Source organism: Mycobacterium sp. SMC-16 (assembly GCF_046250085.1).
Taxonomy (GTDB): Bacteria; Actinomycetota; Actinomycetes; order Mycobacteriales; family Mycobacteriaceae; genus Mycobacterium; species Mycobacterium phocaicum.
In genome coordinates this window covers 5,269,874-5,293,003 of record NZ_CP176427.1, presented here as the reverse complement: position 1 = coordinate 5,293,003, position 23,130 = coordinate 5,269,874, and the positions used below count along the sequence as shown (strand labels likewise).

Genomic DNA, 23,130 nt, shown 5'->3' with positions numbered 1-23,130 from the left:
GTTTCCGAACCAACTGACTTGGGAGGTCCCTGTGGACGTCGATACCGCCCGCGCTCGTTTCGCCGAACTGCGGGGCCAGGCTCATGTCGATCCGGCCGAGTTGGACGAAATCTGGGCCTCGCTGGAACCGATCCGCGCCGAAGAGATGGTCGGGAACTGGAAAGGCGACGAGTTCGACACCGGCCACAAGATGAACGGCCAACTTCAAGCTGCCCGGTGGTACGGCAAGACGTTCAAGTCGATCAACGACGTCGAGCCCATCGTCTGCTACGACGAAGCGGGACAACTGTTTTCGAACCGCGACTTGAGTCGCGGTGGAGCGACGTTGTGGGACATCGAGTTTCGCGGCGAGGTGACCGGAACCATGGTCTACGACGGCCAGCCCGTGTTCGACCATTTCAAGCGCGTCGACGACGACACCCTGATGGGCATCATGAACGGCAAGCGTCAGCGCGCCGACGGTCAGTTCCTCTACTTCCTCCTCGAACGTGACCGGTGAGAGCCGCTGGGCATGCGACACGTGAGCGCATCATGGCTGCGGCGAAAGCGGAGTTCTCCGCGTTGGGATTCGCCGGCGCCCGGCTGAATCGTATTGCGGCCGAAGCGAATGCCAGCAAGGAACGGCTGTACAGCTACTTCCAGGGCAAGCAGGACCTGTTCGAGGCCGTGATCGAGCAGTGGATTCAGGACGCGCCTTACGACGCCATCTTCAAGCCGGACGACGTTCCCGCGTATGCCGTTGCGCTGTTCGACTACATGGTGGCCGATCCGGTCGGTGCGCGGCTGCAGCGGTGGATCGAGTTGGAAGCCGCCGGCGGGATGTTCGGAGACCACGTGCTGCGCCGGATTTTCCAGTCCAAGCTGGACCGGATCGCCGAAGCGCAGCGCAGTGGGATCATCGACCCATCGTGGCGCCCCATGGATCTGCTGGTACTGCTCAACGACATGACCTACGCGCTCGCCGCGGGCGGGTTCGGTATCGACCGCATCGTCGACCAGCCGCTGTCCCCGGAAACCGTTGCCGTGCGTCGGTCCGCTGCCGCCGAAGCCGCCCGCCGACTGGTTCAGCAGCCCGCCGGTGCCTGACGACCTGGCCGGGTTCGGCCCGTTCTTTGCCGCCACGCGGCATCAGGATTCGCCGGCGCCGCCGTGGCGCCCGATGAGCGAGCTGACGGATCCCGACGTGCTGTTCGCTCGCGTGCAGAAGGTGCGGTCTGCGTTGATGGGCAACGGGGAGCCGGAGATTCGCGTCGCCGCGTCGGTCGCGCACCTCGGGCTGGTGGCGCGGTTGATCGCCCCGATGATCGGTGCCGCCGCTCTCGGTGAACCGGTGTCGTGGTCTTTGGCGGACCTGTTCTGGCAGGACCAATTGGGTGGGCCGTATCCGTTGTCGGTGTCGGCTGCGCCTGCTGGTGGGCGGTCCGCGGTCGAGGCCATCACCGAAGCCTTCGGGCCATTCGGCGTCAGCCCGAAAGTGTTGTGGGGCAATGTGGGATCGGCCGCCAACAGTGCGGCTCAGCAGATCACCCGGGCGCAGCCCGACTTGGCCGAAACGGCTGCCGCGGCGGCCGACCGGGTGCTCGCCGATCCCCGGGTCGACGGGGGAGTGCTGCGCTCGGGTCCGGAATTCCGGCGGAACAGCTGCTGCCTGATCTACCAGCTGGCGGGCGACCGGGAGGCGTGCTGCGGCGACTGCGTGCTCACCGCACCGGGATCAGGTCGAACGCCTGCTTGATGATGCTCAGCAGCCACTGCGCCGCGGTCTGCCCCTTGAATGTCGGCCAGGTCAACTGGAAGTTCACCACCCACGGCTGACCGGTGCGGTCGACGGCATACCAGCTGAAACCCAGGTCGCCCGGCAGGTTCCCGCCTTTGGAGCCGAGGTACGGCCACTTGTCGCGGTCCAGGTCGATGCCGGCGACCTTCGACATGATGTCGCGCACCGGCGCGGCCGGGCCGGTGGCGGCGGCCTGCACCGCGACATGCTCGCGACAGATGTCGGCGGCGCTGCCGTACCACTCGGCCCCGATGCTGGAGGCCGGTGTTCGCGTGCGGTACGGATCCGGTTCGTAGGGGCGTGAACTCACCTGCTGCAGCAGCGCCGTGCGTTGCGCCTTGTCGCCGTTCTTCCACTGGTCGCGGACATCCGGTTTACCCCAGCCGATGGAGAACAGTTCGTGCATGGTCGGGTAGGGCGTCAGGCTCGCCGGGTCGTGATGTCCGGCCACGACCAGCGCCTCGTCGACCGCGGCCGGCCCCACCTTGTTGATCAGCATGTCGGTGGCCATGTTGTCGCTGACCGAGATCATCTGCTGGGCCGCCTCGTGGACCGTCACCTGCGTACCCGGCGCCAGGTTGTCCAGGCCCGCCGAACCGAGCTTCTTGCCCTCGGCGGTGACGGTGACCTTGTCGTCCCAGCTGAGGGTCCCCGCCGACACCGCTCGCGCAACGGCAAGCAGCACATAGACTTTCATGATCGACGCCAGCGGCATCGGCTCGTCCACGTTGGTGCCGGCGACCTTGACGCACTTGCCGTCGACGACCTTGGCGATCTGATACGAGTAGTGCGCGCCGGACTTCGCGATCGCCGCGTCGACGTCGGCCCAGGACTTGACGGGCGGCGGACGCAGCGAGACCTCCATGCGGTCGACGGTGCCCTTGCTGTCGACGTGTAGCTCGATGTCCTGGTTCACGCCGTAGGAGTTGGTGACGTGCAGCGTCGAGTGCCCGGCGCCGATGTCGATGCCCGTGAGCTTGAACGGGCGGTCCCACCAAATCCACTTCATCCGGTAGGTGATGTCGTCCACCTGATCGGGCGCTGCCAGCGTCTTCACACCGGCCGGCTCGATGGACCAGTCCGAGTTGAGCATGTCCATGGTCTGCCGCGACCGCATGCCCTGAGGCGTGCTCATGTCGATCAGCGCACCGTAGGCAGCGCTCGATAGCGGCGGGGCGGCGGCAGGCGTGCTGCAGCCACCGAGGACGACGATGACTGCGCCGGCCGTGGCCAGCGCAGTGCGGGTCCTACGCCTGCTGGTCGGAACCAGCAACGTCCAACACAACCTCGAACTCGAGCAGGGATGCGCCGGTGGCGACGGGGTTGGCCCGCTGCCCGGCGTGCGCCTCGACGGCGGGGCCGGTGGCCCAGGCCTGGAACGCTTCGTCGGACTCCCACGTCGTCACGACGAAGTAGCGATCCTCGCCCTTGACGGGGCGCAGCAGCTGGAACCCGAGGAAGCCGGGCTGGCCGTCGACGGCGTGAGCACGGTTCGCGAACCGCTTCTCCAATTCCGGGCCGGCGTTGGGCGGAACTTCGATGGCGTTGATCTTCACCACAGGCATGTGGTTCAGGTTACCGCGCTAGTCGACAGGCAGGATGGGGCCATGACGACCGACCTGCTCACCGCCCGCGGCGGCGCCGGCGAGCCGATTGTGCTGGTGCACGGATTGATGGGCCGCGGTACGACGTGGGACCGGCAGCTGCCGTGGTTGACCGAACTGGGCGAGGTCTACACCTACGACGCGCCGTGGCACCGCGGCCGCGATGTCCCCGATTCCGAGGCCATCAGCACCGAGCGCTTCGTCGCCGACCTGGCCGACGCGGTCGGCTCGCTGGGGCGTCCGGCGCGGTTGATCGGGCACTCGATGGGCGGGCTGCACAGCTGGTGCCTGGCTGCGGCCCATCCGGAACTGGTCACCGCGCTGGTGGTCGAGGACATGGCCGCGGATTTCGTCGGCTTCACCATCGGCGCCTGGGACCCGTGGACCCACTCGATTCCCGTCGAATTCGATTCGGCGCAGCAGGTTTTCGATCTGTTCGGACCTATCGCCGGCCAGTACTTCCTGGACGCGTTCGACCGCACCGAGACCGGCTGGCGGCTGCACGGCGAGGCCGGGCACTGGGTCGCGATCGCCGCGGAGTGGGGCACTCGGGACTACTGGCAGCAGTGGGCCGCGGTGCGGGTGCCGACGCTGCTCATCGAAGCCGGCAACGGGGTCGCGCCGCCCGGACAGATGCGCAAGATGGCCGAAATCGGCTATCAGACAACATATCTGGAGGTTCCGGGCGCCGGTCACCTGGTACACGACGACGATCCGGACGCCTACCGCCGCGCGGTCGAGGGTTTCCTCGCGTCCGTGTGACTACTCGAATCGGGAGCGCACCGCGGCGAGGTCGTGCACGGCGCGGTCCAGGTCCCGGGAGTCTCCTACGTCGGTCCAGTTGAAGTTGCCGAAACCATTGCGCGCACCGGGATTTCGGGTGATGGCGCTCAGCGCGGCGCCGAGTGCGAATGGGGCGACCATGATCGCGATCATCGCGATCAGGGTCAGGACGGTGTTCATGTCTTTCATTCTCGGTTCGCGGGCAACCGAATAAACAGTGGCAGTACTGACGGCATTCGATAAAATACAGCCATGATCAAGAGTGTCTCGGTCCTGGTGATGGACGGGGTCGCACCGTTCGAGTTCGGAGTGGTGTGCGAGGTGTTCGGCATCGACCGGTCGGGTGACGGCGTGCCGAACTTCGATTTCAAGGTGTGCGGTCCGGAGGCCGGGCGGCCGGTGCGCACGTCGGTCGGTGCGTCACTGATCCCTGATCACGGGTTCGACCAGCTCCTGGGCGTCGACCTCGTCGCAATTCCGGCGGTGGCGGGTCCGGGCTATCCGCAATCGGCGCTGGACGCCGTGCGTAATGCCGCGGACTCCGGTTCGATGATCCTGACCATCTGCTCAGGGGTGTTCGTTGCCGGCGCCGCGGGGCTGCTCGACGGTCGTGCGTGCACCACGCACTGGATGCACGCGGACAAGCTGGCCCGCATGTTTCCCACTGCCCGCGTCGATCGTGACGTGCTGTTCGTCGACGACGGAAATCTGATCACCAGCGCGGGCACCGCCGCCGGCATCGATGCCTGCCTGCACCTGGTGCGGCGCGAGATGGGCAGCGAGATCACCAACAAGATCGCGCGCCGCATGGTGGTGCCGCCGCAGCGCGACGGTGGTCAGCGGCAGTTCATCGAGCAGCCCATCCCGGTGCGGTGCTCGGAAGGCTTTGCGCCACATCTGGATTGGATTCTGACCAACCTGCGCCACCCGCACACGGTGGACAGCCTGGCCAAACGGGCGAGCATGTCGGGGCGCACGTTCGCGCGCCGTTTCGTCGAAGAGACGGGGCGGACGCCCATGCAGTGGGTCACCGATCAGCGCGTGCTCTACGCCCGCAGGCTGCTGGAGGAGACGGATCTCGATGTCGATCGGGTGGCCGACAAGGCCGGATTTGGCACCGCAACCCTACTGCGGCACCATTTCCGGCGCGTTGTCGGCGTCAATCCGTCCGACTACCGGCGGCGCTTCGCTTGTCCCAATCTGCTTGCGCCGCAACCGGTTGACTAGCCCTGCGGCCTGCACTGCACGTTGACGTACACGGTGTCGAACTGGCCGGAGTTGATGCGCTGGCCCCGGCCGTCGATGTTGGAGCCGGACAGCCCGTGCACGTCGGTCACCGAACACGCGGACAGCGGTCCGGAGGTGCTGGTGTTGACCTGGACGTGATAGCCGCGGGACTGCAGCTCGTTGATGGTGTCGACGGCCGAGCCGCCGCCGGTCGGCAGCGCGGAGGCCGTGGCCGGGGCGAGGGTCGCCGCGGCGATTGCGGCTGCGGCGGCTCCGGCGATGACGAGGCCGCGACGACGAGCGTTAACTTTCTGTTCACCTGAAATTCGGTATGCGGTCATGCTTCCGTTCTATCCGAGGATCACCGCATGTGGTACTGACTCATGCCGTTCTCATTGGAAAGCACGCGGTTTCATGCCGTTCTCATTGAAACGGGGTTTAGCGCTCGCCCTCACCGGCCAGCGCGTACCGGTCATCGGCGGTCTGCTCGACCAGTCCGTCGACCAACAGCGAGTCCAGCGCCCGGTCGCGCTGCGCGGTATCGGAGAGCCACGCCACATCCAACTGCGCCCGCGTCACCGGAGTTGCGCTGCCGCGCAACACATCCAGCAGCCGGCCGCGGACCTGGCGGTCGGTTCCCGCGTACTTCTGGACCGGCCGGGCCGGGGCGTCCAACTCGGGATGGCCGGCACTGCGCCACGCGCACACGGTCAGCGGGCAGACCCCGCATTTCGGTGCGCGGGCGGTGCAGACGATGGCGCCGAGTTCCATCAACGCGGCCGAAAACACATGTGCCGTGCCATCTTCGGGCAGGAGTGCGGCGACGTCGTCCAGGTCGCGCGAGCGTGCGGGGGTGTCGGCCACACCGCGAATCGCGCGCGCGACCACCCGGCGCACATTGGTGTCGACCACGGGGACGTCCTGTTGATAGGCGAAGCAGGCGACGGCACGCGCGGTGTAGGCGCCGACACCCGGCAGCGTCAGGAGCGTCTCGACGTCGCGGGGGACTTCGTCGCCGTGTTCGGCGGCGATCACCTCTGCGCATTCGTGTAAGCGCTTGGCGCGCCGTGGATAGCCCAGTTTTCCCCAGGCGCGCAGCACGTCCGCAGCCCCGGCCGCCGCGGTCGCGGACGGTGTGGGCCAGCGGGCGATCCAGTCCCGCCAGATCGGTTCCACCCGAGATACCGGGGTCTGCTGCAGCATGAATTCGCTGACCAGAATTTGCCACGCGGTGACATCGGGCGCCCGCCACGGCAGGTCGCGCCGTGCGGTGCGGAACCAATCCAGGAGCTCGTCGGCCGGGATGAGAATTTGCCCTGAACTCATTGCGCACCCGCTATGCGTGCAGGGCACAATGGGCGGCATGCCCAACTCGAACCCGATAAGCGCGTGGAAAGCACTGAGAGAGGGTAACGAGCGATTCGTTGCCGGTGAGTCGCTGCACCCCAGCCAGAGCATCGAGCGCCGTGCCGAGCTGGCCGGCGGGCAGAAGCCGACGGCCGTTCTCTTCGGTTGCGCCGACAGCCGCGTCGCCGCCGAGATCATCTTCGATCAGGGCCTCGGCGACATGTTCGTCGTGCGCACCGCCGGTCACGTCCTCGACTCCTCGGTGATCGGCTCGATCGAGTACGCCGTGGCGATCCTCGAAGTGCCGCTGATCGTCGTGCTCGGCCACGACAGCTGCGGTGCGGTCAAGGCCACCATCACGGCGCTGGACGACGGCTCGGTGCCGGGCGGATTCGTGCGGGACATCGTCGAGCGGGTGACGCCGTCGATCCTGGTCGGCCGCCGCGAGGGACTCTCCGAGGTCGACGAGCTCGAGGCCAAGCACGTCAACGAGACGGTGTGCCTGCTGAGCGAGCGGTCCAACATCATCGCCGAGCGTCTGGCGTCGGGCAAGGTCGCCATCGTCGGCGCGACCTACCACCTGGCCGAGGGGCGGGTCACCAAGCGCGACCACGTCGGCGATATCGGCGAATAGTCCGTGGAACTGGGGTGGCGAATACCACCCCAGTTCACAGACGACACGCCGCACCAGGTCAGAGCGCACCGCGTTTTGTGCCCTTACCGTGACAATGTGCCGGATCTAGAACCGCATGGCCCGCTGCCATCCCAGATCTATTGGCGTCGGCGGATGCTGGCCATCGGTGTCGGCGCAGTCGTCGTTCTCCTTGTCGTGATCATCGGGGTCGTCGTCTTCAGCAACAGCACCGACGACTCCAAGCCGACTCAGCCCACCGCGAACACGTCGACGTCCGCGACGCCGCTGCCCGGCGAGACGCCCGGGGTGAAGAGCCCGATCGCGCCGCCGCCGAACGCCGCTCCGGCTCCGACACCCACGCCGACCACTGCGGTCACGCCGCCACCGGTGCTCAAGGCGGGCGACGACTGCCCGGACACGACGCTGGCGGCCAAGGGCATCACCAACCAGCCGACCTACGTGATCGGTGACCAGCCGAAGTTCACCATGGTGGTCACCAACATCGGCCTCGTCGAGTGCAAGCGTGACGTCGGCGCTGCCGTGCTGGCCGCCTACGTCTACTCGCTGGACAACAACCGGCTGTGGTCCAACCTGGACTGCGCACCGTCGAACGAGACCCTGGTCCGCGCGTTCAAGCCCGGCGAGCAGGTGACCACCGAGGTCACGTGGACCGGCATGGGCTCGGCGCCGAACTGCCCGCTGCCGCGTCAGGCGATCGGGCCCGGCACCTACAACCTGGTCGTCCAGCTGGGCAATCTGCGATCGGCCCCGGTGCCGTTCGTGCTGTCCGAGGCCCAGCAGCCCGGCCCGGGTGCACCGCCCGCGGGCGAGGCGCCGCCGCCGGCGCCCGCCGCACCGGCACCCGGCGAGCCGACGCTGCCCGGCCCCGCCAACTGATCTCAGGCCAGCCGGTCGGCGATCGTCGACTCGGCGAGCAGCGACAAACCCTCGCGGATGTGGCGGGCCCACATGGACCCGATCCCCTCCACCGACTGCAGGTCGTCGGCGCTCGCGGCGAGCAGGCCCTGTAGCGATCCGAACGAGCGCACCAGCAGGTCGACGTGTGCGAACTGCAGACGCGGAATGCCGGCCATCGCCCGGTAGCCGCGCGAGCTCATCGCCGAATCCTGCGCCTCGGGCGTCGATGGGTAGCCGAAAACCCTTGCGAGCGTAGTGAAATCGAGCAGTTCGTTGTCGCTGAGCGCGTCGAGCTCCTCGAGTGTCGCCGTCACCTGATCGGCGGTCGGCGGGTCGGGGTTGGCGTGGTAGTCGCGCACGATCAGTTCGCGGGCCGCGTCGTTGTCGCCGACCAGTTCGTCGAGCTGCAGCTTGAGCTGGCGCCCGTCGGTACCCAGCTCGACGACATCGGCGTCGATCTCCAGGCTGATCCGGCGGACCATCTCCATCCGCTGCACGACGGTCATGACGTCGCGCAGCGTCACGAAGTCTTCGATCTCGGCCATCGACAGCTGCTTGCTGACCTCGTCGAGGCGGAACTTGTAGCGCTCCAGTGTGGCGACGGTCTGGTTGGCGCGCGACAAGATGGTCGGAGTTTCCGGTACGACGTGCCGCTCGCCGGCCACGTACACCGTCACGATGCTCATCGAGTGGCTGACGGACACCACCGGGAAACCGGTCTGGATGGCGGCGCGCTCGGCCGAGCGGTGCCGGGTGCCGGATTCGTCGGTCGGGATCGACGGGTCGGGGACCAGCTGCACGTTGGCCCGCAAGATGCGGGTGAGGTCGCTGGAGAGCACCACGGCGCCGTCCATCTTCGACAGCTCCCGCAGCCGGGTGGGTGCGAACCGGACGTCCAGCGGGAAGCCACCGTCGCAGATGGCCTCGACGCTGTCGTCGTAGCCCAGCACGATCAGCCCGCCGGTACGGCCGCGCAGGATGCGCTCGAGACCGTCCCGCAGCGGGGTACCGGGCGCCAGCTTGCCCAACGTCTCGCGCAGTGTCGGTCGGGCCAGATGCACGACGTTGCCGCGCCCGGCCCGGGTTCCCGCTTTCACCGACATCGGTGCACTCCTCGGTGGTTTTCCGGCCGGGCTCTACCCGGTCCGGTCCACATTCTCTGTGATCTTGCGTAACACCCGCAACGCCGCGGTGATGTTCTCGGCCGGCAGCACCCGAAGGCCGCGTGGTGGCGACTCGATTCCGGTGGGCACGACGGCCGTGGTGAAGCCGAGCCGGGCGGCCTCGGCGAGCCTGCGATCCATGCCGGTGACCCGGCGCAGATCACCCGCCAGGCCCACCTCGCCGATGGCGATCGCGGTGGCCGGCAGCGGCAGATCGGTGTACGCCGATGCGATGGCCAGCGCGACTGCCAGGTCCGAGGACGGATCGGTCAGTCGCATGCCGCCCACCGTGGACAGATAGATGTCGTTGGTGCCGACGGGCAGGCGCGCCCGCTTCTCGAGCACGGCGGTGATCATGGCCGCGCGCGCCGAGTCGATACCGCTGACGGCGCGGCGCGGCGATCCTGCCGAGGGCGAGCCGATCAGGGCCTGTACCTCGCCGATGAGCGGCCGTTTACCGTCGAGGCTGACGGTCACCGCGGTACCGGACACCGGCGCCGGCCGCTGATCGAGGAAAAGGCCCGACGGGTCGGCGACGCACTCGATTCCGTTGTCGTGCAACATGAAACAGCCGACCTCGTCGGCCGCGCCGAAGCGGTTCTTCACGCCGCGGACCATGCGCAATGCCGAGGCGCGGTCGCCCTCGAAGTGCAGCACGACGTCCACCAGGTGCTCCAGTGAGCGCGGCCCGGCGATGGCGCCGTCCTTGGTGACGTGGCCGACCAGGACCATCGCGATGCCCGTCGTCTTGGCCGCCATGGTGAGGGCGGTGGTGACGGCCCGGACCTGTGTCACGCCGCCGGTGACGCCGTCGGCCTCGGCGGTCGACATGGTCTGCACCGAATCCACCACGACCAGCGTGGGCTGAACTGCCTCGATATGGCCGAGCGCGGTCTGCAGGTCGGACTCGGCGGCCAGGTAGACGTCGTCGTGCGTGCAGCCGGTGCGCTCGGCGCGTAGCCGGATCTGCCCCGCGGACTCCTCACCAGACAGATAGAGCGCACGCCGCCCCGACATGGCCCAGCGGTGCGCGACCTCGAGCAGCAGCGTCGACTTGCCGACGCCGGGATCACCGGCCAGCAGCGTCACCGAACCCGGCACCACACCGCCGCCGAGCACGCGGTCCAATTCACTGATCCCGGTGTGGAAGTGCCTGGTGGTGCCCGGATCGATGGAGCTGATCGGTACGGCGGGGGAGGCCGGCGCGACGGCGCGGTGCGTCGCGGGCGTCAGAGAGTTCAGTACGGCGACTTCGTTGACCGTGCCCCAGGTGCCGCAGTCCGGGCAGCGGCCTACCCATTTCGCCGTGGTGTGCTGGCACTCCGAGCAGCAAAACTGCGAACGTACTTTCGAACCGGTTCTGGCCATGCCGCGAACTTAGTCGTTGGTACCGACAGATTGCGTCAGGCTCGGCGTCCGAATCCGAGACGCCCGGCCAGCTTTCGCATCAAGCCCGGCCGAGCCGCCGGGTGGTCCCCGACGACGCCGAAATCCACGTGGACGGCGACGGGTCTGTCGTCGCGGTCAAAGGTGGCCAGGACCGGGAATCCGCCATCACCCCAACCAGATCCGCTGACGACGATATTGGCGCCGGAGGCCGGGTCGAGTGGCACGTTGGCGTAGCCCGGGGCGATGTCCGGCGCCCACAGGCCGTGGTCGACTGCCTCGACTCCGGCGGCGAGCACGGAGTCCTCGAGTGCGGCGTCGTGGACCGCGAGTAGCCCGTGGTCGGTGCCGGTGAACGCGCCGAAGCTGGGGGCGGGCGGCACCAGCAAGTCATCGGCGGCTCCGAGCAGTGCGGGCGGGCCATCGCCGATCGCCACGCTCAGATACGCCTGGCGGAGTTCGGGATGGCCGTCATCGCTGACGTCGACCACGGTCGCCCAGACGCGATGTGAGCCGTCGGGGACGGCCAGTATGCAACCACCGCTTCTGGGACCGAACGGATCCCGCGCGATGAGTGTGCCGCTGCTGACCTGCACCGTGCCGAGTTCGACAACGGTGCATCCCGCGGCGCGACCAGCGGTTGCCGCGAGAAACGTCGTGAGGTTAGTGATGTCCCTCGCCGCCGGCGGCAGGCGCCGGAGCGGCTTCGCCGGCCTCGCGGCGGGGGGCCTCGCCTGCGGAGATCGGAACCGCGATGGTCTTCTCGCCGGCGTTCTGGAACTTGAACGTGAAGTTGTAGTTCAGGCCGTTGCTGATGGGCTTGGTAAGCGCGACCATCGCGACGGAGGTCGTGGCATCCTCGGACCGCGGCAGGGTCTGCTTCTGGCCGTCCGGGGTACCGACCAGCAGGACGCCGCCCGCGGGCACCGTGGTGCCGCCGTTGACCAGCACCTCGCCGGCGTCCGAGCTGATGCCGATCAGCTTGTCGGCGTTGTCGGGCGACTTGTTGGTGGCGACGAACAGCAGCTCGACCATGGTGCCGGGCTTCACGAAGTCGCGGGTCTGCGGAGCGCGCAGGTACACGTTGCGCAGGTCCACACCGGCCTTCTCGTTGCCGATGGTGGTGGCGGTGCCGTTGACAGCAGGCAGCTGGTTCGCGCTCTGCGAGACCTGGCCGCTGCTGCAGCCGGTGAGCGTCACCGCGGTGGCCAGCCCGAAGGCGGCCAGCGTGACGGCAGAAGTGCGCGATTTCATGCGGTTCACTCAAGCCTCCTGCTTGGGCGCCAGCGGCGATGCGCGTGACGGCCTCGGGTATGTCCTGCTGTGCTCCCCGGACGGGGTCCGGCGTTCGACTATGCAGAGTAGTAGGTGGCGGTGGGCGACGGTAGCGGAGGCCCGCTATCGGCCTGGTTCGGGCGTCTTTCGTGCCCGAAATGACCGGTGAATGGGACGTGAATCCGGGGGAATTCCGCCGGATTGTGGCCCCCGCCACTGCACGTAAACGCCGCCCTGTCAACCCCTTTCACGCATCTGCATGGCCCCTGACCTGCATTGTTGATCCGCGGGTGTCTGACGCCCGTGCTAACATTGCTATGTGAAAGGGGCCCGAATCTGATGATTTTCAAGGTCGGAGACACCGTCGTTTACCCACACCACGGTGCAGCATTGATCGAGGCGATTGAAACCCGGACCATCAAAGGCGAGCAGAAAGAATATCTCGTCCTCAAGGTTGCGCAGGGCGATCTGACCGTTCGAGTACCCGCAGAAAACGCTGAATACGTCGGTGTTCGCGACGTGGTGGGCCAGGAAGGCCTCGACAAGGTGTTCCAGGTGCTGCGTGCCCCGCACACCGAGGAGCCGACCAACTGGTCGCGTCGTTACAAGGCGAACCTGGAGAAGCTGGCTTCCGGTGATGTGAACAAGGTCGCCGAGGTCGTTCGTGACCTGTGGCGTCGCGATCAGGAGCGCGGTCTGTCCGCAGGCGAGAAGCGCATGCTGGCCAAGGCTCGTCAGATCCTCGTCGGTGAGCTGGCCCTGGCCGAGAACACCGATGACGCGAAGGCCTCCACCATCCTGGACGAGGTTCTCGCCGCGGCGTCCTGAACGCCGTCTCCAACGGAGCAGTGAACTTCCGTATCGGTCTCGGTACCGACGTACATCCCATCGAGGCGGGGCGGCCGTGTTGGCTGCTGTGCCTGTCGTTCGACGATGCTGACGGCTGTGCCGGGCATTCCGACGGCGACGTCGCCGCGCATGCACTCTGCGATGCCTTGCTGAGTGCTGCCGGCCTCGGTGATCTCGGCAGTGTCTTCGGGACCGACCGTCCCGAATGGCGCGGCGTCACCGGTACCGACATGCTCAAACATGTCTCCACGCTGCTGGCGGGCGCCGGTTTTCGGGTGGGCAACGCGGCGGTCCAGGTGATCGGTAACCGCCCGAAAATCGCGCCCCGCAGGGAAGAGGCCCAGCAGGTGCTGTCGGCGCTTCTGGACGCTCCTGTCTCGGTTTCGGCGACCACCACCGACGGTCTCGGACTCACCGGGCGGGGCGAGGGTCTGGCCGCGATTGCGACGGCGCTGGTGGTCTCGCTCGATTAGGCCGGTAAGCTGGCCCGTCGTGACCGAACACCGTCTCGAGGGCCTACGGCTCTACGACACCATGACCGGTGCCGTGCGGGACTTCACCCCGGTGCGGCCCGGACACGCATCCATCTACCTGTGTGGCGCAACTGTGCAGGGTCTGCCCCACATCGGCCATGTCCGCAGCGGCGTCGCTTTCGACGTGCTGCGGCGCTGGCTGACGGCCAAGGGCTACGACGTCGCGTTCATCCGGAACGTCACCGACATCGACGACAAGATTCTCAACAAGGCCGCCGAAGCCGGCCGGCCGTGGTGGGAGTGGGCCGCCACCTTCGAGCGGGCCTTCACGGCCGCCTACGACGCGCTGGGCGTGCTGCCGCCGTCGGCCGAGCCCCGGGCGACCGGTCACATCACGCAGATGGTCGAGGTCATCGAGAAGCTGATCGAGCGCGGGCATGCCTACGCGGCCGGTGGCGACGTCTACTTCGACGTCCTGAGCCTGCCCGACTACGGCAAGCTCTCGGGCCACCGCATCGATGACGTCCACCAGGGCGAGGGCGTGGCGACCGGCAAGCGTGACCCGCGCGACTTCACCCTGTGGAAGGGCGCCAAGCCCGGCGAGCCGTCCTGGCCGACGCCGTGGGGCCGGGGCCGTCCCGGCTGGCACACCGAGTGTGTCGCGATGTGCCAGGAGTACCTGGGCTCGGAATTCGACATCCACGCCGGCGGCATGGACCTGATCTTCCCGCACCACGAGAACGAGACCGCCCAGGCCAACGCCTGTGGCGACGAATTCGCGCGGTTCTGGCTGCACAACGGCTGGGTCACCATGGGTGGCGAGAAGATGAGCAAATCGCTGGGCAACGTGCTGGCGATTCCCGCTGTGCTGCAACGGGTTCGGGCTGCCGAGCTGCGCTACTACCTGGGCAGCGCGCACTACCGGTCCATGCTGGAGTTCTCCGAGAACTCGCTGCAGGACGCGGCCAAGGCCTACACCGGCATCGAGGAGTTCCTGCACCGGGTCCGCACCCGGGTGGGTGCCGTCGAGGTCGGTACCTGGACCGAGAAGTTCGCGGCCGCACTGGACGACGACCTGGCGGTGCCCGCGGCGCTGGCCGAGGTGCACGCCGCCCGCGCCGACGGCAACCGCGCACTGGACGCCGGCGACCACGCCGGCGCGATGGCCGCGGCGACGTCGATCCGGGCCATGATGGGCATCCTGGGTTGCGACCCGCTCGACGAGCGCTGGGAAACCCGCGACGAGACGTCGGCGGCGCTCAACGCCGTTGACGCCCTGGTGCAGTGGGCGCTCAAGAGCCGCGCCGAGGCCCGCGAGAACCGGGACTGGGCCGCCGCCGACGCGATCCGCGACCAGCTGAAGCTGGCCGGCATCGAGGTCACCGATACCGCTGACGGCCCGCAGTGGGCCCTGACTGATGGGGCCTGACGATGGCCGGAAATTCCCAGCGCCGCGGCGCAATTCGCAAAGAGGGCACCAAGAAGGGGCCGCAGGTCGGTTCCGGTGGCCAGCGCCGCCGTGGGTTGGAGGGCAAGGGCGCAACTCCGCGTGCCGACCAGCGCCCGAACCACAAGGCGTACAAGATCGCGCAGAAGGCGGCCCGATCGAACCAGGGACGCCACAAGAAGACCGATGACGTCGAGGTCGTGGTCGGCCGCAACCCGGTCGTGGAATGCCTGCGCGCCGGCGTTCCGGCCACCGCGCTCTACGTCGTGCTCGGCACCGAGGCCGACGAACGGCTGACCGAATCGGTCACGCGCGCGGCCGATGCCGGTATCGCCATCGTGGAGGTGCAGCGCCACGATCTGGACCGCATCACCAGCAACGGCATGCACCAGGGCATCGCGCTGCAGGTGCCGCCGTACCAGTACACATACCCGGACGATCTGCTGAAGTCGGCGACCTCCGATTCGAGCCCGGCCCTGCTCGTCGCGCTCGACAACATCTCCGACCCGCGCAACCTGGGTGCCATCGTGCGCTCGGTGGCGGCGTTCGGTGGGCACGGCGTGGTGATCCCGCAGCGGCGTTCGGCGTCGGTCAGCGCGGTGGCCTGGCGCACCAGCGCCGGCGCGGCCGCCCGGCTGCCGGTGTCACGGGCGACGAATCTCAATCGCACGCTCAAGGATTGGGCCAACGCCGGTCTGACGATCGTCGGGCTGGACGCCGGCGGCGACACCACCCTGGACGAGTTGGACGCCTCGGGCCCGATGGTGGTCGTGGTGGGCTCCGAGGGCAAGGGCCTGTCGCGGCTGGTGCGGGAGAACTGCGACCACATCGTCTCGATCCCCATGGCCGGCCCCACCGAGTCGCTCAACGCGTCGGTGGCCGCCGGTGTGGTGCTGGCCGAGATCGCCCGGCAGCGCCGCTGATCAGCGGTCGGTGCGGGGCCGTGTCAGCCTGAATCTGTCGACGGCCCGCACCTCGCCGAACGGACCGCTCACCGCGTAGTAGGTGGCGTCCATCGTCGTACTAGCGCCGGGCCGGCCCGGGTCGACATCGAAAGCCACGAAGCCGCACGGGTTTTCCCGATCGCGGAAGACGGACCACGGTGCCGCTTCCTCGATATAGTTCGGTGTCTTCCTGCCGGTGGCGGGATTCAGCTCTCCGACGGACATCAGGACGCGGCATCGCGGCTCGGGGAACAGCATCGTGTTCGACGGAATCGACGTGCCGCCCCCGCCGATGACCAGATGTACCGTGCCCTTGCTGGTGTCGATCGAGTCCGGTTGGGCGTCAACCGGGTTCGGCGTCAGGGTGTCGGTCGGCAAGGTGCCGCGGATCGCGTGGCTGCGTTCGTAGTGGTGCTCGTGTCCGCAGACCACGAGGTCGACGTTGAACCTGTCGAACAGGGGCAGCCAGTTCTCGCGGATGCCGAGGTCGGCACCGTTGGTCTTGTTGCCGGTGGAGACCGCGGTCTGGTGCATGCACACCACGATCCAGTCGATGTCCTTGTTGCCGCGGGATCGCTCGAGTTCTTGTTCGAGCCAGCGTTTTTGGGCCCCGCCCGAATAGCCGCGCACGTACGAGTTGCCACCGTCCTGGTAGCAGACGTCGTCGTTGGCCAGGATGATCACGCGGACCGAGCCGGCGGTGAAGGCGTACCACAGGCCACGCAGCTCGGGATCGGAACCGGAGTCCGGCAGTCCGAAGTAGGCCTGGTAGGCGCCGTAGCCGATGGGGCCGTTGCCCCGCTCGTTCTCGTGATTTCCCGGCGCCGGCATCCATGGTCGATGCCGCGCGGAGCGGGTGTTGTTCTCGAACCAGTCCGACCAGGTGCGGACGCGGTCGTGCGAGAGGTTGGCGTAGCACAGGTCGCCGTTGACGAGATGGAACAGCGGGGCCAGCCGTTCGACCGCGGTGGTGATGTCCCCGGCGGCCGGGGAACCGGCGTGGTCGTTGCCGAAGGACGCCGCGACCTTGGCGTCGAGCATGGGCGTCGACTGGTCGCCGAAGCTGGTGAACCGGATGGGCGCCCGGCCCCGGGGCGCGGTGCGCACCGAGCCCAGCTCGGGACTCGCGCCGTCATGGGTGGCGGCGTAGACGTAGTCGGTGTCGGGTGCGAGTCCCGTCAGCCGGGCATGGTGGACGCGAATCTCACTGCCGGACAGTGCATCTCGGTAGGCGATCGTCTCGGCGGCGACGGCGCTGCCGACACCGTCGTCCGGGGCGCCGACCAGCACGTGGGGTTTCTGGACCGCGGCGGCGGTATGCCAGGACACCACGACCTCGGTGGCTGCGTCGGAGCCGAACTGGGTGTGCAATCCGGTGACCGGCGGCGCGCCGCTGCGGTCGGCACGCTGCCACAGCATCGGGCCGGTGCGCCTGGTCGTGACGTATCCGGTGGCACCGGCCCCGAGGCCCGCGCCGACGAGAGCCGAGGTGCCTCCCACGATCAGCGTTCTGCGGCTCACGTCCACGACAGCCATCTTGCCCGCGATGTGGACTGCCGGCCCGGCGGCGACGCCGCCCGGTCACCAATCGACGTGTGCTGTTCTCGCTGCGGTAACCGCGCTGAATCAGCGCCGCGTCAGCTCGACGACCGGGATGACGCGGTCGGTCTTCTTCTCGTAGTCGGCGAACCCGGGCGCGAGTTCGACGATGCGGGCGTAGGCGGCATCCCGTTCGGCGTGTGGCAGTTCGCGCGCCACGACGTCGTATTCGTCGGTGCCGATCTCGATGTGGGCGTCGGGATTTGCCCGCAGGTTGTGCACCCAGGCCGGGTCGGCGTCCGCGCCGCCGGCGGACCCGACGATCAGCCGCTTTCCATCGATGACGAATGTGGCCGCGGGATTCACCCGTGGCTCACCACTCTTGGCGCCGGTGGTGTGCAGCAGGAGCAGGGTCAGGTTCTCGAACGGTCCACCGACCTTGCCGCCGTTGGCGCGGAATTCGGCCATGATCTTCTCGTTCCAGCTGTCGGCCATGTTCCTCTTCCTTGCGCTCAGCGCAGTCCCAACATCGAACAGGTCAACCATAATCCGGTCACGGCCAGAAGCAGGGTGACCGGCACCGTCACCAGCCCTACGGTCGTGAACTCGCGGGCCCGCGCCGTCATCTCGTCGCGGACCACATTGCGCCACAAGAGGTTCGACAGTGATCCGGGGTAGGTCAGGTTGGGGCCGATGTTGACCCCGATGAGGACCGCCAGCACCGCGACCGGTCCACCGGCCGCGACGAGCGGCAGCAGCACCAGCACGGCGGGCAGGTTGTTGATCAGATTCGACAGCACCGCCGCCACGGCCGCGATGCCGAGCAGGGCCGGCAGTGACGCGCCGTGTGGCAGCACGTGCGACAGCACACGGCCCAGGCCGAGATCCAGTACCGCGCTCACCAAGACACCCAGCGCCAGCACGGCGATGAGGAACGGGACGTTGGCCGCCCGCAGGATGCCCATGGGTGTCTCGTGACCGCGCACGACGGCCCGCACCGCCAGCACCGCGGCGCCGGCGAATGCGGCCCACGCCGGTTCCAGGCCGAGCAGCGACGTGGCGCCGAAGCCGATCAGCGTCAGGATCAACACGGTCAGGACGAAATACGGGATCTCCGGTGCGGGTGGGGCCGGCCGGTCCGTGGCGCCGGCCCGGAGCTCACGCCGGAAGAACCACCGCAGCAACACGTATTCGGCGGCGACCGCGAACAGCCAGGGCAGGGACATGGCCGCGGTGAATCTGGTGAAACTCAGGCCCGCGGTCGTGAAGGCCAGCAGATTGGTCAGATTGGACACCGGCAGCAGCAGCGACGCGGTGTTGGCCAGATGGGCGGCGGCGTAGCCGGGCGGCCGCGGCGGCACGTCCAGTGTCCGCGCGGTTGTCAGCACGACGGGCGTCAGCAGCACGACGGTGGCATCGAGGCTCAGGACGGCGGTGGTCCCGGCGGCGATCAGGAAGACGGTGACCAGCAGCCGGTGGGCTCTGGACTCTCCGGATTGTCCTGCGCCCCAACTGCGCCGGGCCATGTAGACCCCGGCCGCGTGGAACAGCCCTTCGTCATCGCAGAGTTTGGCCAGCACCAGGACGGCGGCCAGAAATCCGACGACCGGCAGCAATCTGCCGATCTCGTGCAGCGCGGTGCTCACAGCCAGGGATCTGCGGGTTGCCAGAGCGTCGGCAGATGCAGCGGGACGCCATCGTCGGCGGCCAGCCGGCTCAGCACCCGCATCGAGACGCCGAGATCGTCGCCGGCGTAGGGCAGGGCGCGCAGCGGCTCGTGCAGGGGCCGGAAGAAGTCGTCCCAGTGCGTCAGCACCACCCGGCGCGCGCCGACGGTCCGCACCGTCTCGTGCCAGTAGTCGACGAGATACTTCTCGGGCTGCAGGCCGAGCTGCCCGATCCCCAGGTACACGACCTCGGCGCGTTGTCCGGCGAGCGCGCCCGCTACGAAACCGGCACTGCCGACGGCGAGCAGCCGGCGGCCGCTGGCGCGGTGGTGGATGTGCGTGGACCACGCCTCGCCGCACTTGTAGGCCGACGCGCGCACCGGCGGCACCACGGGGGCGGTGATGGTGCCGGGGAAGCGGTCGGGCGGGCAGTGGTGGCCGGTGAACAGCGTGACGTCGAAGGCGCCCAACGTGATCGGCTCGCCGGGGGTGACGACCGTCAGCTGAGTGTCCGGCAGCCCGCCGCCCCGGCCGATGTGCGCGGCCGACGTTCCGCCCACCAGTTGCGCGCCGGTCCGTGCCGCGACGGCCGCGGAGTCCATGGCGTGGTCGAAGTGCGTGTGGACCGGCAGCACCGCATCGAGCCGGTCGATGCCGAGCCGGTGCAGGCAGCCATCGATGCGCGGCACCGAGGGTTCCAGCCGTCCCAGCCCCACGGACAGCAGATTGGGCCGGGAGAAGAAGCCGTCGGTCAGCAGTGCCGATGAACCGTCGGACACCAGCATGGTGGTGACGCCGGCCCAGGTGACGGTCAGCGGCGAGTCGGCGCCGGCCGCGGGCTGATCGAAATAGCGGGTGTATGCGGCCAGGTCGGGCCGGCCGAGTTTCAGTCGCATCAGCAGAAGGCCTCGATCTGTACATTCTCCGCGGTCAGGCGGTCGCGGACCGCGCGGGCGATGTCGACGGCGCCCGGCGAATCACCGTGTACGCAAATCGATTTCACGGTGATCTTGATGGTGGAGCCGTCGACGGCGCCGACGCGGCCGGCGGTCACCATGGAAGCCACCCGGTCGGCGATTGTCGAAACGTTGTGCAGCACCGCATTACGTTGTGTGCGCGGCACCAGTTGGCCGTCGGGGCGGTACGAGCGGTCGGCGAAGGCCTCGGGCACGGTGCGCAGTCCGAGCTCCTCGGCGGCCGTGAAGAACGCCGAACCAGCCAGCCCCAGCACCGGCAGCGCCGGGTCCACGGCGTGCACCGCGGCGGCCACCGCCCGCGCCTGCACGTGGTCGGTGGCGATCGTGTTGTACAGGGCGCCATGGGGTTTGACGTAGGTGACGGCCGACCCGGCGACCTGTGCGAGGGCCTGTAGTGCGCCGATCTGGTAGATCACGTCGGCGGTGAGGTCCTCGGGCGCGACGTCGATGTAGCGGCGGCCGAAGCCGGCGAGGTCGCTGTAGCCCACCTGCGCGCCGATCCGGACGCCACGCTCGGCGGCGGCCCGGCACACCCGCAGCAGCCCGGCCGGGTCACCGGCGTGGAAGCCGCAGGCGATGTTGGCACTGGTGACCAGATCGAGCATCGCGTCGTCGTCACCCAGCTGCCACACCCCGAAGCTCTCGCCGAGATCGGCATTGAGATCCACAGCAGACATGCCTGCCAGCCTAGGCTCGAAGCCATGTCCACTCGTGACGACGTTCTGATCACCGCCTTCGGTCTCGCCCAGCTGATCGCCGCCGGCGACGTGACGCTGCTCGATGTGCGCTGGCAGCTGGCCAAGCCCGACGGCCGCGACGACTACCTGGCCGGGCACATCCCCGACGCGGTGTACGTCTCGCTGGAAGACGAGTTGTCGGACCACACCGTCAGGGGCCGGGGCCGTCATCCGCTGCCGTCGGGCGCCGCGGTGCAGGAGGCTGCGCGCCGCTGGGGCGTGCGCGACGGTGTGCCGACCGTCGTCTACGACGACTGGAACCGCGCCGGCTCGGCGCGCGCCTGGTGGGTACTGAGGGCCGCGGGCATCGAGAACGTCCGCATCCTGGACGGCGGGCTGGGCGCATGGACCACCTCGGGTGGCCCGCTGGACCGCGGTGACGTCGAACCGGCGCCGGGTGACGTCACCGTCACCCACCAGGACCTCTATGCGGGGGCCATGCCCACGCTGACCGCCGATGAGGCCGCGGCGCTGGGCCCGCGCCTGGGCGACGTCCGGGCGCCGGAACGGTTCCGCGGCGACGTCGAACCCATGGACCCGATTGCCGGACACATTCCCGGGGCCATCAATCTGCCGAGCGTGCTGGCTGCCGACGGCACGCTGCGGACCGACGGCGCGGATGTCGATGGCGTGTACTGCGGGTCGGGCGTCACCGCGGCGGTGGCGGTGGCCGCGCTGGCGGCCGCCGGGCAGGACGTGGCGCTGTTCCCCGGCTCGTGGTCGCAGTGGAGCAATGAGCCTGGACGCCCCGCGGCTACCGGCGACTGAGCCGTCCCGCACCCCAGCACAGCAGGTAGATGCCGAACGAGATCGACGTGACGAACACCGACACCGGGACGCCCGGGGCCAGGGACAGCACGATGCCGCCGACCGCGGCGATCTCGGCGAACACCACCGACGCCACCATCGTTGTGACGGGGGAGCTGAAGACGCGGCCGGCCGCGGCGGCGGGGGTGATCAACAGCGACATCACGAGCAGCGCCCCGACGATCTGCACGCCCTGCGCGGCGGCGACGCCGACCAGTGCGGCGAACACGATGCCCAGCGCGCGCACCGGAACCCCGCGGGCCGCAGCCACTTCGGGGTCGGCGGTGGCGAACAGCAGTGGCCGGTAGCAGGCCGCCAGGATCGCAACCACCAGCACGGTGACCACGGCCAGCAGCGCCAGCCCCGAATAGCCGACGCCGACGATCTGCCCGGTGAGCAACGCGAAACTGGTGCCGGTGCGGCCTGGGTACAGGTGGATGAACAGCACGGCGAGACCGAGGCCGAAGGCCAGCACGACGCCGATCGCCGAGTCCCGCTCGCGTGAGCGTTGCCCCAGGATGCCGAAAAGGATTGCCGCCAGGGCACTCCCGACGAGGGCGCCGAGGCCGACGTTGAGTCCGGTCAACAGGGCGAAGGCGGCACCGGTGAGGGAGAGCTCGCTGGAGCCGTGCACCGCGAACGACATCTGCCGCATCACGATGAACGGCCCGATCAGGCCGCCGAGGAGTGCCAGCAGCGCCGCCGCGAGCACGGCCTGCTGGACGAAGTCGCGGCCGAGCAGGTCCGCGGTCAGTGCCGTGTCGAAGAAGTTATTCACAGCAGTGCCCACTCGCGTGCTCGGAGTTGTCCACGCCGGCACCGTCCTGGCCGACCACGACGTACTGACCGCCGATCCGGGCCACCTCGATGTCGGCGCGGTACAGCGCGGACAGCGTCTCGGATGTCATGACGTCCTCGACGGTGCCGATCCGGAAGCGGCCGTCGACCAGGTACAGCACGCGGTCGACGTACGGCAGCACGGGGTTGACCTCGTGGGTGACGAACAGGACCGCGGTGCCGGCGTCCTTGCGGCGCTGGTCGATGAGGCTCGACACCAGTTTCGCGTTGGCCGGGTCGAGGTTGAGCAGCGGTTCGTCGCACAGCAGCAGCGCCGGGTCGGACGCCAGGGCCTGCGCGATGCGCACGCGCTGCAGTTCCCCGCCGGACATCACCGACACGGGAACGTCGGCCAGCCGCGCGCCGTCGACCTGGCCGAGCGCCTTGGTCACGATGGCGCGACGCTGCGCGCGCTTGCGCGGACCGGCGAAACCCCACTGGTGCCCGTCGCAGCCGAGCCCGACGAGATCGCGCCCGCGCAGCGTCAGCCCGGTGTCCAGTGAACGGTGCTGCGGCACATAGCCGATGGTGCCCGTGGTGGTCATCCGGCCGGCCGTCAGTGGCTGTTGGCGCAGCAACACCTTGAGCAGCGACGTCTTGCCGGTGCCGTTGGGGCCGAGCACCGCGATGAATTCACCGCGGCGCACCGTCAGATCGAGCCGGTCCCACAGCACGCGGTCGCCGAACGACAGTCGTGCGCCGGTGAGTTCGGCGACCGCAGCAGAAGTCACGGTTACTG

The 23,130-nt window shown here is 68.6% G+C and carries 28 protein-coding genes; 12 read left to right on the top strand and 16 right to left on the bottom strand.

Annotated elements, in window-relative coordinates; all coding sequences use genetic code 11:
* Nucleotides 1–31: 31 nt before the first annotated feature.
* From ACJEIK_RS25865 to ACJEIK_RS25855, 3 genes are read left to right on the top strand one after another with little or no spacing between them, the layout of a single operon-like run.
* Nucleotides 32–499 carry a DUF4334 domain-containing protein gene (locus ACJEIK_RS25865; protein WP_226519857.1) on the top strand — a complete coding sequence of 156 codons (468 nt, stop codon included), beginning with the start codon at nucleotides 32–34 and terminating at the stop codon, nucleotides 497–499.
* 32 nt (nucleotides 500–531) lie between these two features.
* Nucleotides 532–1,086 carry a TetR family transcriptional regulator gene (locus tag ACJEIK_RS25860; protein WP_073694480.1) on the top strand — a complete coding sequence of 185 codons (555 nt, stop codon included), beginning with the start codon at nucleotides 532–534 and terminating at the stop codon, nucleotides 1,084–1,086.
* Nucleotides 1,079–1,735: a (2Fe-2S)-binding protein gene (locus ACJEIK_RS25855; RefSeq protein ID WP_073694532.1), complete on the top strand. Its 657-nt coding sequence runs from the start codon at nucleotides 1,079–1,081 to the stop codon at nucleotides 1,733–1,735. Before ACJEIK_RS25860 ends, ACJEIK_RS25855 begins: the two co-directional genes overlap by 8 nt.
* Here the strand turns inward: ACJEIK_RS25855 and ACJEIK_RS25850 are convergent.
* Both ACJEIK_RS25850 and mhuD read right to left on the bottom strand, forming a co-directional pair.
* Nucleotides 1,701–2,912 carry a serine hydrolase gene (locus ACJEIK_RS25850; protein ID WP_217267677.1) on the bottom strand — a complete coding sequence of 404 codons (1,212 nt, stop codon included), beginning with the start codon at nucleotides 2,910–2,912 and terminating at the stop codon, nucleotides 1,701–1,703. The genes ACJEIK_RS25855 and ACJEIK_RS25850 overlap by 35 nt on opposite strands.
* 112 nt (nucleotides 2,913–3,024) lie before the next feature.
* The gene (gene mhuD / locus ACJEIK_RS25845) at nucleotides 3,025–3,342 is read right to left on the bottom strand and encodes a mycobilin-forming heme oxygenase MhuD (RefSeq protein ID WP_073694482.1); all 318 of its coding nucleotides are present in this window, start codon (nucleotides 3,340–3,342) and stop codon (nucleotides 3,025–3,027) included.
* A 42-nt stretch (nucleotides 3,343–3,384) separates the two neighbouring features.
* Here mhuD and ACJEIK_RS25840 point away from each other — a divergent pair, with 42 nt between their 5' ends.
* A complete protein-coding gene (locus tag ACJEIK_RS25840) occupies nucleotides 3,385–4,143 on the top strand; it encodes an alpha/beta fold hydrolase (RefSeq protein WP_073694483.1) in 759 nt (252 codons plus the stop codon).
* On the opposite strand, the gene ACJEIK_RS25835 is transcribed toward ACJEIK_RS25840, so the two are convergent.
* Nucleotides 4,144–4,344, bottom strand: a complete 201-nt coding sequence (locus tag ACJEIK_RS25835; protein WP_142239441.1) for a hypothetical protein — start codon at nucleotides 4,342–4,344, stop codon at nucleotides 4,144–4,146.
* Between the two features lie 72 nt (nucleotides 4,345–4,416).
* Here ACJEIK_RS25835 and ACJEIK_RS25830 point away from each other — a divergent pair, with 72 nt between their 5' ends.
* Nucleotides 4,417–5,391: a GlxA family transcriptional regulator gene (locus ACJEIK_RS25830; RefSeq protein ID WP_409430494.1), complete on the top strand. Its 975-nt coding sequence runs from the start codon at nucleotides 4,417–4,419 to the stop codon at nucleotides 5,389–5,391.
* On the opposite strand, the gene ACJEIK_RS25825 is transcribed toward ACJEIK_RS25830, so the two are convergent.
* Nucleotides 5,388–5,732 carry a hypothetical protein gene (locus ACJEIK_RS25825; protein ID WP_409430493.1) on the bottom strand — a complete coding sequence of 115 codons (345 nt, stop codon included), beginning with the start codon at nucleotides 5,730–5,732 and terminating at the stop codon, nucleotides 5,388–5,390. The two genes, ACJEIK_RS25830 and ACJEIK_RS25825, sit on opposite strands and share 4 nt — an antisense overlap.
* 97 nt (nucleotides 5,733–5,829) lie before the next feature.
* On the bottom strand, nucleotides 5,830–6,717 hold the full coding sequence (locus ACJEIK_RS25820; protein ID WP_082934851.1) for an A/G-specific adenine glycosylase: 888 nt from the start codon (nucleotides 6,715–6,717) through the stop codon (nucleotides 5,830–5,832).
* A 37-nt stretch (nucleotides 6,718–6,754) separates the two neighbouring features.
* Between ACJEIK_RS25820 and ACJEIK_RS25815 the strand changes: the two genes are divergently transcribed.
* Nucleotides 6,755–7,372, top strand: a complete 618-nt coding sequence (locus ACJEIK_RS25815; RefSeq protein WP_064860301.1) for a carbonic anhydrase — start codon at nucleotides 6,755–6,757, stop codon at nucleotides 7,370–7,372.
* A gap of 96 nt (nucleotides 7,373–7,468) precedes the next feature.
* The gene (locus ACJEIK_RS25810) at nucleotides 7,469–8,269 is read left to right on the top strand and encodes a hypothetical protein (RefSeq protein WP_409430492.1); all 801 of its coding nucleotides are present in this window, start codon (nucleotides 7,469–7,471) and stop codon (nucleotides 8,267–8,269) included.
* 2 nt (nucleotides 8,270–8,271) lie between these two features.
* Here ACJEIK_RS25810 and disA read toward each other — a convergent pair whose 3' ends face one another.
* From disA to ACJEIK_RS25790, 4 genes are all read right to left on the bottom strand, one after another.
* Entirely contained in the window at nucleotides 8,272–9,351 is a 1,080-nt protein-coding gene (disA, locus tag ACJEIK_RS25805; RefSeq protein WP_406801639.1) for a DNA integrity scanning diadenylate cyclase DisA, read from the bottom strand.
* A gap of 75 nt (nucleotides 9,352–9,426) precedes the next feature.
* A complete protein-coding gene (gene radA, locus ACJEIK_RS25800) occupies nucleotides 9,427–10,821 on the bottom strand; it encodes a DNA repair protein RadA (protein WP_409430491.1) in 1,395 nt (464 codons plus the stop codon).
* 35 nt (nucleotides 10,822–10,856) lie between these two features.
* Nucleotides 10,857–11,435: a DUF4241 domain-containing protein gene (locus ACJEIK_RS25795; RefSeq protein WP_409430490.1), complete on the bottom strand. Its 579-nt coding sequence runs from the start codon at nucleotides 11,433–11,435 to the stop codon at nucleotides 10,857–10,859.
* A gap of 67 nt (nucleotides 11,436–11,502) precedes the next feature.
* Nucleotides 11,503–12,093 (bottom strand): hypothetical protein, encoded by a 591-nt coding sequence (locus tag ACJEIK_RS25790; protein ID WP_409430489.1) that lies wholly within the window; start codon nucleotides 12,091–12,093, stop codon nucleotides 11,503–11,505.
* Between the two features lie 360 nt (nucleotides 12,094–12,453).
* On the opposite strand from ACJEIK_RS25790, the gene carD reads away from it, so the two are divergent.
* The 4 genes from carD (at nucleotide 12,454) to rlmB (ending at nucleotide 15,806) form a co-directional block, all read left to right on the top strand.
* On the top strand, nucleotides 12,454–12,942 hold the full coding sequence (gene carD, locus ACJEIK_RS25785; RefSeq protein WP_043400059.1) for an RNA polymerase-binding transcription factor CarD: 489 nt from the start codon (nucleotides 12,454–12,456) through the stop codon (nucleotides 12,940–12,942).
* Between the two features lie 20 nt (nucleotides 12,943–12,962).
* Complete coding sequence (ispF, locus tag ACJEIK_RS25780) at nucleotides 12,963–13,436, top strand: 2-C-methyl-D-erythritol 2,4-cyclodiphosphate synthase (protein ID WP_061006745.1); 474 nt, start codon at nucleotides 12,963–12,965, stop codon at nucleotides 13,434–13,436.
* 61 nt (nucleotides 13,437–13,497) lie between these two features.
* Complete coding sequence (gene cysS, locus ACJEIK_RS25775; protein ID WP_061006755.1) at nucleotides 13,498–14,865, top strand: cysteine--tRNA ligase; 1,368 nt, start codon at nucleotides 13,498–13,500, stop codon at nucleotides 14,863–14,865.
* A gap of 2 nt (nucleotides 14,866–14,867) precedes the next feature.
* Nucleotides 14,868–15,806, top strand: coding sequence for a 23S rRNA (guanosine(2251)-2'-O)-methyltransferase RlmB (gene rlmB / locus ACJEIK_RS25770; protein WP_409430488.1), 939 nt, complete (start codon nucleotides 14,868–14,870; stop codon nucleotides 15,804–15,806).
* On the opposite strand, the gene ACJEIK_RS25765 is transcribed toward rlmB, so the two are convergent.
* The 5 genes from ACJEIK_RS25765 to ACJEIK_RS25745 form a co-directional block, all read right to left on the bottom strand.
* Entirely contained in the window at nucleotides 15,807–17,363 is a 1,557-nt protein-coding gene (locus ACJEIK_RS25765; RefSeq protein WP_409430487.1) for a purple acid phosphatase family protein, read from the bottom strand.
* A gap of 90 nt (nucleotides 17,364–17,453) precedes the next feature.
* Nucleotides 17,454–17,912: a nitroreductase/quinone reductase family protein gene (locus tag ACJEIK_RS25760; protein WP_374704276.1), complete on the bottom strand. Its 459-nt coding sequence runs from the start codon at nucleotides 17,910–17,912 to the stop codon at nucleotides 17,454–17,456.
* A complete protein-coding gene (locus tag ACJEIK_RS25755) occupies nucleotides 17,879–19,036 on the bottom strand; it encodes an SLC13 family permease (protein ID WP_409431760.1) in 1,158 nt (385 codons plus the stop codon). Before ACJEIK_RS25755 ends, ACJEIK_RS25760 begins: the two co-directional genes overlap by 34 nt.
* Entirely contained in the window at nucleotides 19,009–19,929 is a 921-nt protein-coding gene (locus tag ACJEIK_RS25750) for an MBL fold metallo-hydrolase (protein ID WP_061010165.1), read from the bottom strand. Before ACJEIK_RS25750 ends, ACJEIK_RS25755 begins: the two co-directional genes overlap by 28 nt.
* Complete coding sequence (locus ACJEIK_RS25745; RefSeq protein WP_061006910.1) at nucleotides 19,929–20,687, bottom strand: LamB/YcsF family protein; 759 nt, start codon at nucleotides 20,685–20,687, stop codon at nucleotides 19,929–19,931. Before ACJEIK_RS25745 ends, ACJEIK_RS25750 begins: the two co-directional genes overlap by 1 nt.
* Nucleotides 20,688–20,711: 24 nt before the next feature.
* Here ACJEIK_RS25745 and ACJEIK_RS25740 point away from each other — a divergent pair, with 24 nt between their 5' ends.
* Nucleotides 20,712–21,515, top strand: a complete 804-nt coding sequence (locus ACJEIK_RS25740; protein WP_409430486.1) for a sulfurtransferase — start codon at nucleotides 20,712–20,714, stop codon at nucleotides 21,513–21,515.
* On the opposite strand, the gene ACJEIK_RS25735 is transcribed toward ACJEIK_RS25740, so the two are convergent.
* Together ACJEIK_RS25735 and ACJEIK_RS25730 are read right to left on the bottom strand one after the other, a co-directional pair.
* Nucleotides 21,502–22,332, bottom strand: a complete 831-nt coding sequence (locus ACJEIK_RS25735; RefSeq protein ID WP_064860298.1) for a metal ABC transporter permease — start codon at nucleotides 22,330–22,332, stop codon at nucleotides 21,502–21,504. The two genes, ACJEIK_RS25740 and ACJEIK_RS25735, sit on opposite strands and share 14 nt — an antisense overlap.
* Nucleotides 22,325–23,122 (bottom strand): metal ABC transporter ATP-binding protein, encoded by a 798-nt coding sequence (locus ACJEIK_RS25730; RefSeq protein WP_138250864.1) that lies wholly within the window; start codon nucleotides 23,120–23,122, stop codon nucleotides 22,325–22,327. Before ACJEIK_RS25730 ends, ACJEIK_RS25735 begins: the two co-directional genes overlap by 8 nt.
* Between the last annotated feature and the right edge of the window lie 8 nt (nucleotides 23,123–23,130).

Excerpts from the sequence above, each read along its gene's own strand:
- ACJEIK_RS25860 (WP_073694480.1), top strand. The coding sequence starts at position 532 with ATGGCTGCGGCGAAAGCGGAGTTCTCCGCGTTGGGATTCGCCGGCGCC.
- cysS (WP_061006755.1), top strand. The coding sequence starts at position 13,498 with ATGACCGGTGCCGTGCGGGACTTCACCCCGGTGCGGCCCGGACACGCA.
- ACJEIK_RS25815 (WP_064860301.1), top strand. The coding sequence starts at position 6,755 with ATGCCCAACTCGAACCCGATAAGCGCGTGGAAAGCACTGAGAGAGGGT.
- radA (WP_409430491.1), bottom strand. The coding sequence starts at position 10,821 with ATGGCCAGAACCGGTTCGAAAGTACGTTCGCAGTTTTGCTGCTCGGAG.
- ACJEIK_RS25825 (WP_409430493.1), bottom strand. The coding sequence starts at position 5,732 with ATGACCGCATACCGAATTTCAGGTGAACAGAAAGTTAACGCTCGTCGT.
- ACJEIK_RS25830 (WP_409430494.1), top strand. The coding sequence starts at position 4,417 with ATGATCAAGAGTGTCTCGGTCCTGGTGATGGACGGGGTCGCACCGTTC.
- ACJEIK_RS25820 (WP_082934851.1), bottom strand. The coding sequence starts at position 6,717 with ATGAGTTCAGGGCAAATTCTCATCCCGGCCGACGAGCTCCTGGATTGG.
- ACJEIK_RS25745 (WP_061006910.1), bottom strand. The coding sequence starts at position 20,687 with ATGTCTGCTGTGGATCTCAATGCCGATCTCGGCGAGAGCTTCGGGGTG.
- ACJEIK_RS25760 (WP_374704276.1), bottom strand. The coding sequence starts at position 17,912 with ATGGTTGACCTGTTCGATGTTGGGACTGCGCTGAGCGCAAGGAAGAGG.
- carD (WP_043400059.1), top strand. The coding sequence starts at position 12,454 with ATGATTTTCAAGGTCGGAGACACCGTCGTTTACCCACACCACGGTGCA.
- mhuD (WP_073694482.1), bottom strand. The coding sequence starts at position 3,342 with ATGCCTGTGGTGAAGATCAACGCCATCGAAGTTCCGCCCAACGCCGGC.
- ACJEIK_RS25850 (WP_217267677.1), bottom strand. The coding sequence starts at position 2,912 with ATGAGCACGCCTCAGGGCATGCGGTCGCGGCAGACCATGGACATGCTC.
- ACJEIK_RS25840 (WP_073694483.1), top strand. The coding sequence starts at position 3,385 with ATGACGACCGACCTGCTCACCGCCCGCGGCGGCGCCGGCGAGCCGATT.
- ACJEIK_RS25740 (WP_409430486.1), top strand. The coding sequence starts at position 20,712 with ATGTCCACTCGTGACGACGTTCTGATCACCGCCTTCGGTCTCGCCCAG.
- ACJEIK_RS25750 (WP_061010165.1), bottom strand. The coding sequence starts at position 19,929 with ATGCGACTGAAACTCGGCCGGCCCGACCTGGCCGCATACACCCGCTAT.
- ACJEIK_RS25790 (WP_409430489.1), bottom strand. The coding sequence starts at position 12,093 with ATGAAATCGCGCACTTCTGCCGTCACGCTGGCCGCCTTCGGGCTGGCC.
- ACJEIK_RS25835 (WP_142239441.1), bottom strand. The coding sequence starts at position 4,344 with ATGAACACCGTCCTGACCCTGATCGCGATGATCGCGATCATGGTCGCC.
- ACJEIK_RS25765 (WP_409430487.1), bottom strand. The coding sequence starts at position 17,363 with ATGGCTGTCGTGGACGTGAGCCGCAGAACGCTGATCGTGGGAGGCACC.
- rlmB (WP_409430488.1), top strand. The coding sequence starts at position 14,868 with ATGGCCGGAAATTCCCAGCGCCGCGGCGCAATTCGCAAAGAGGGCACC.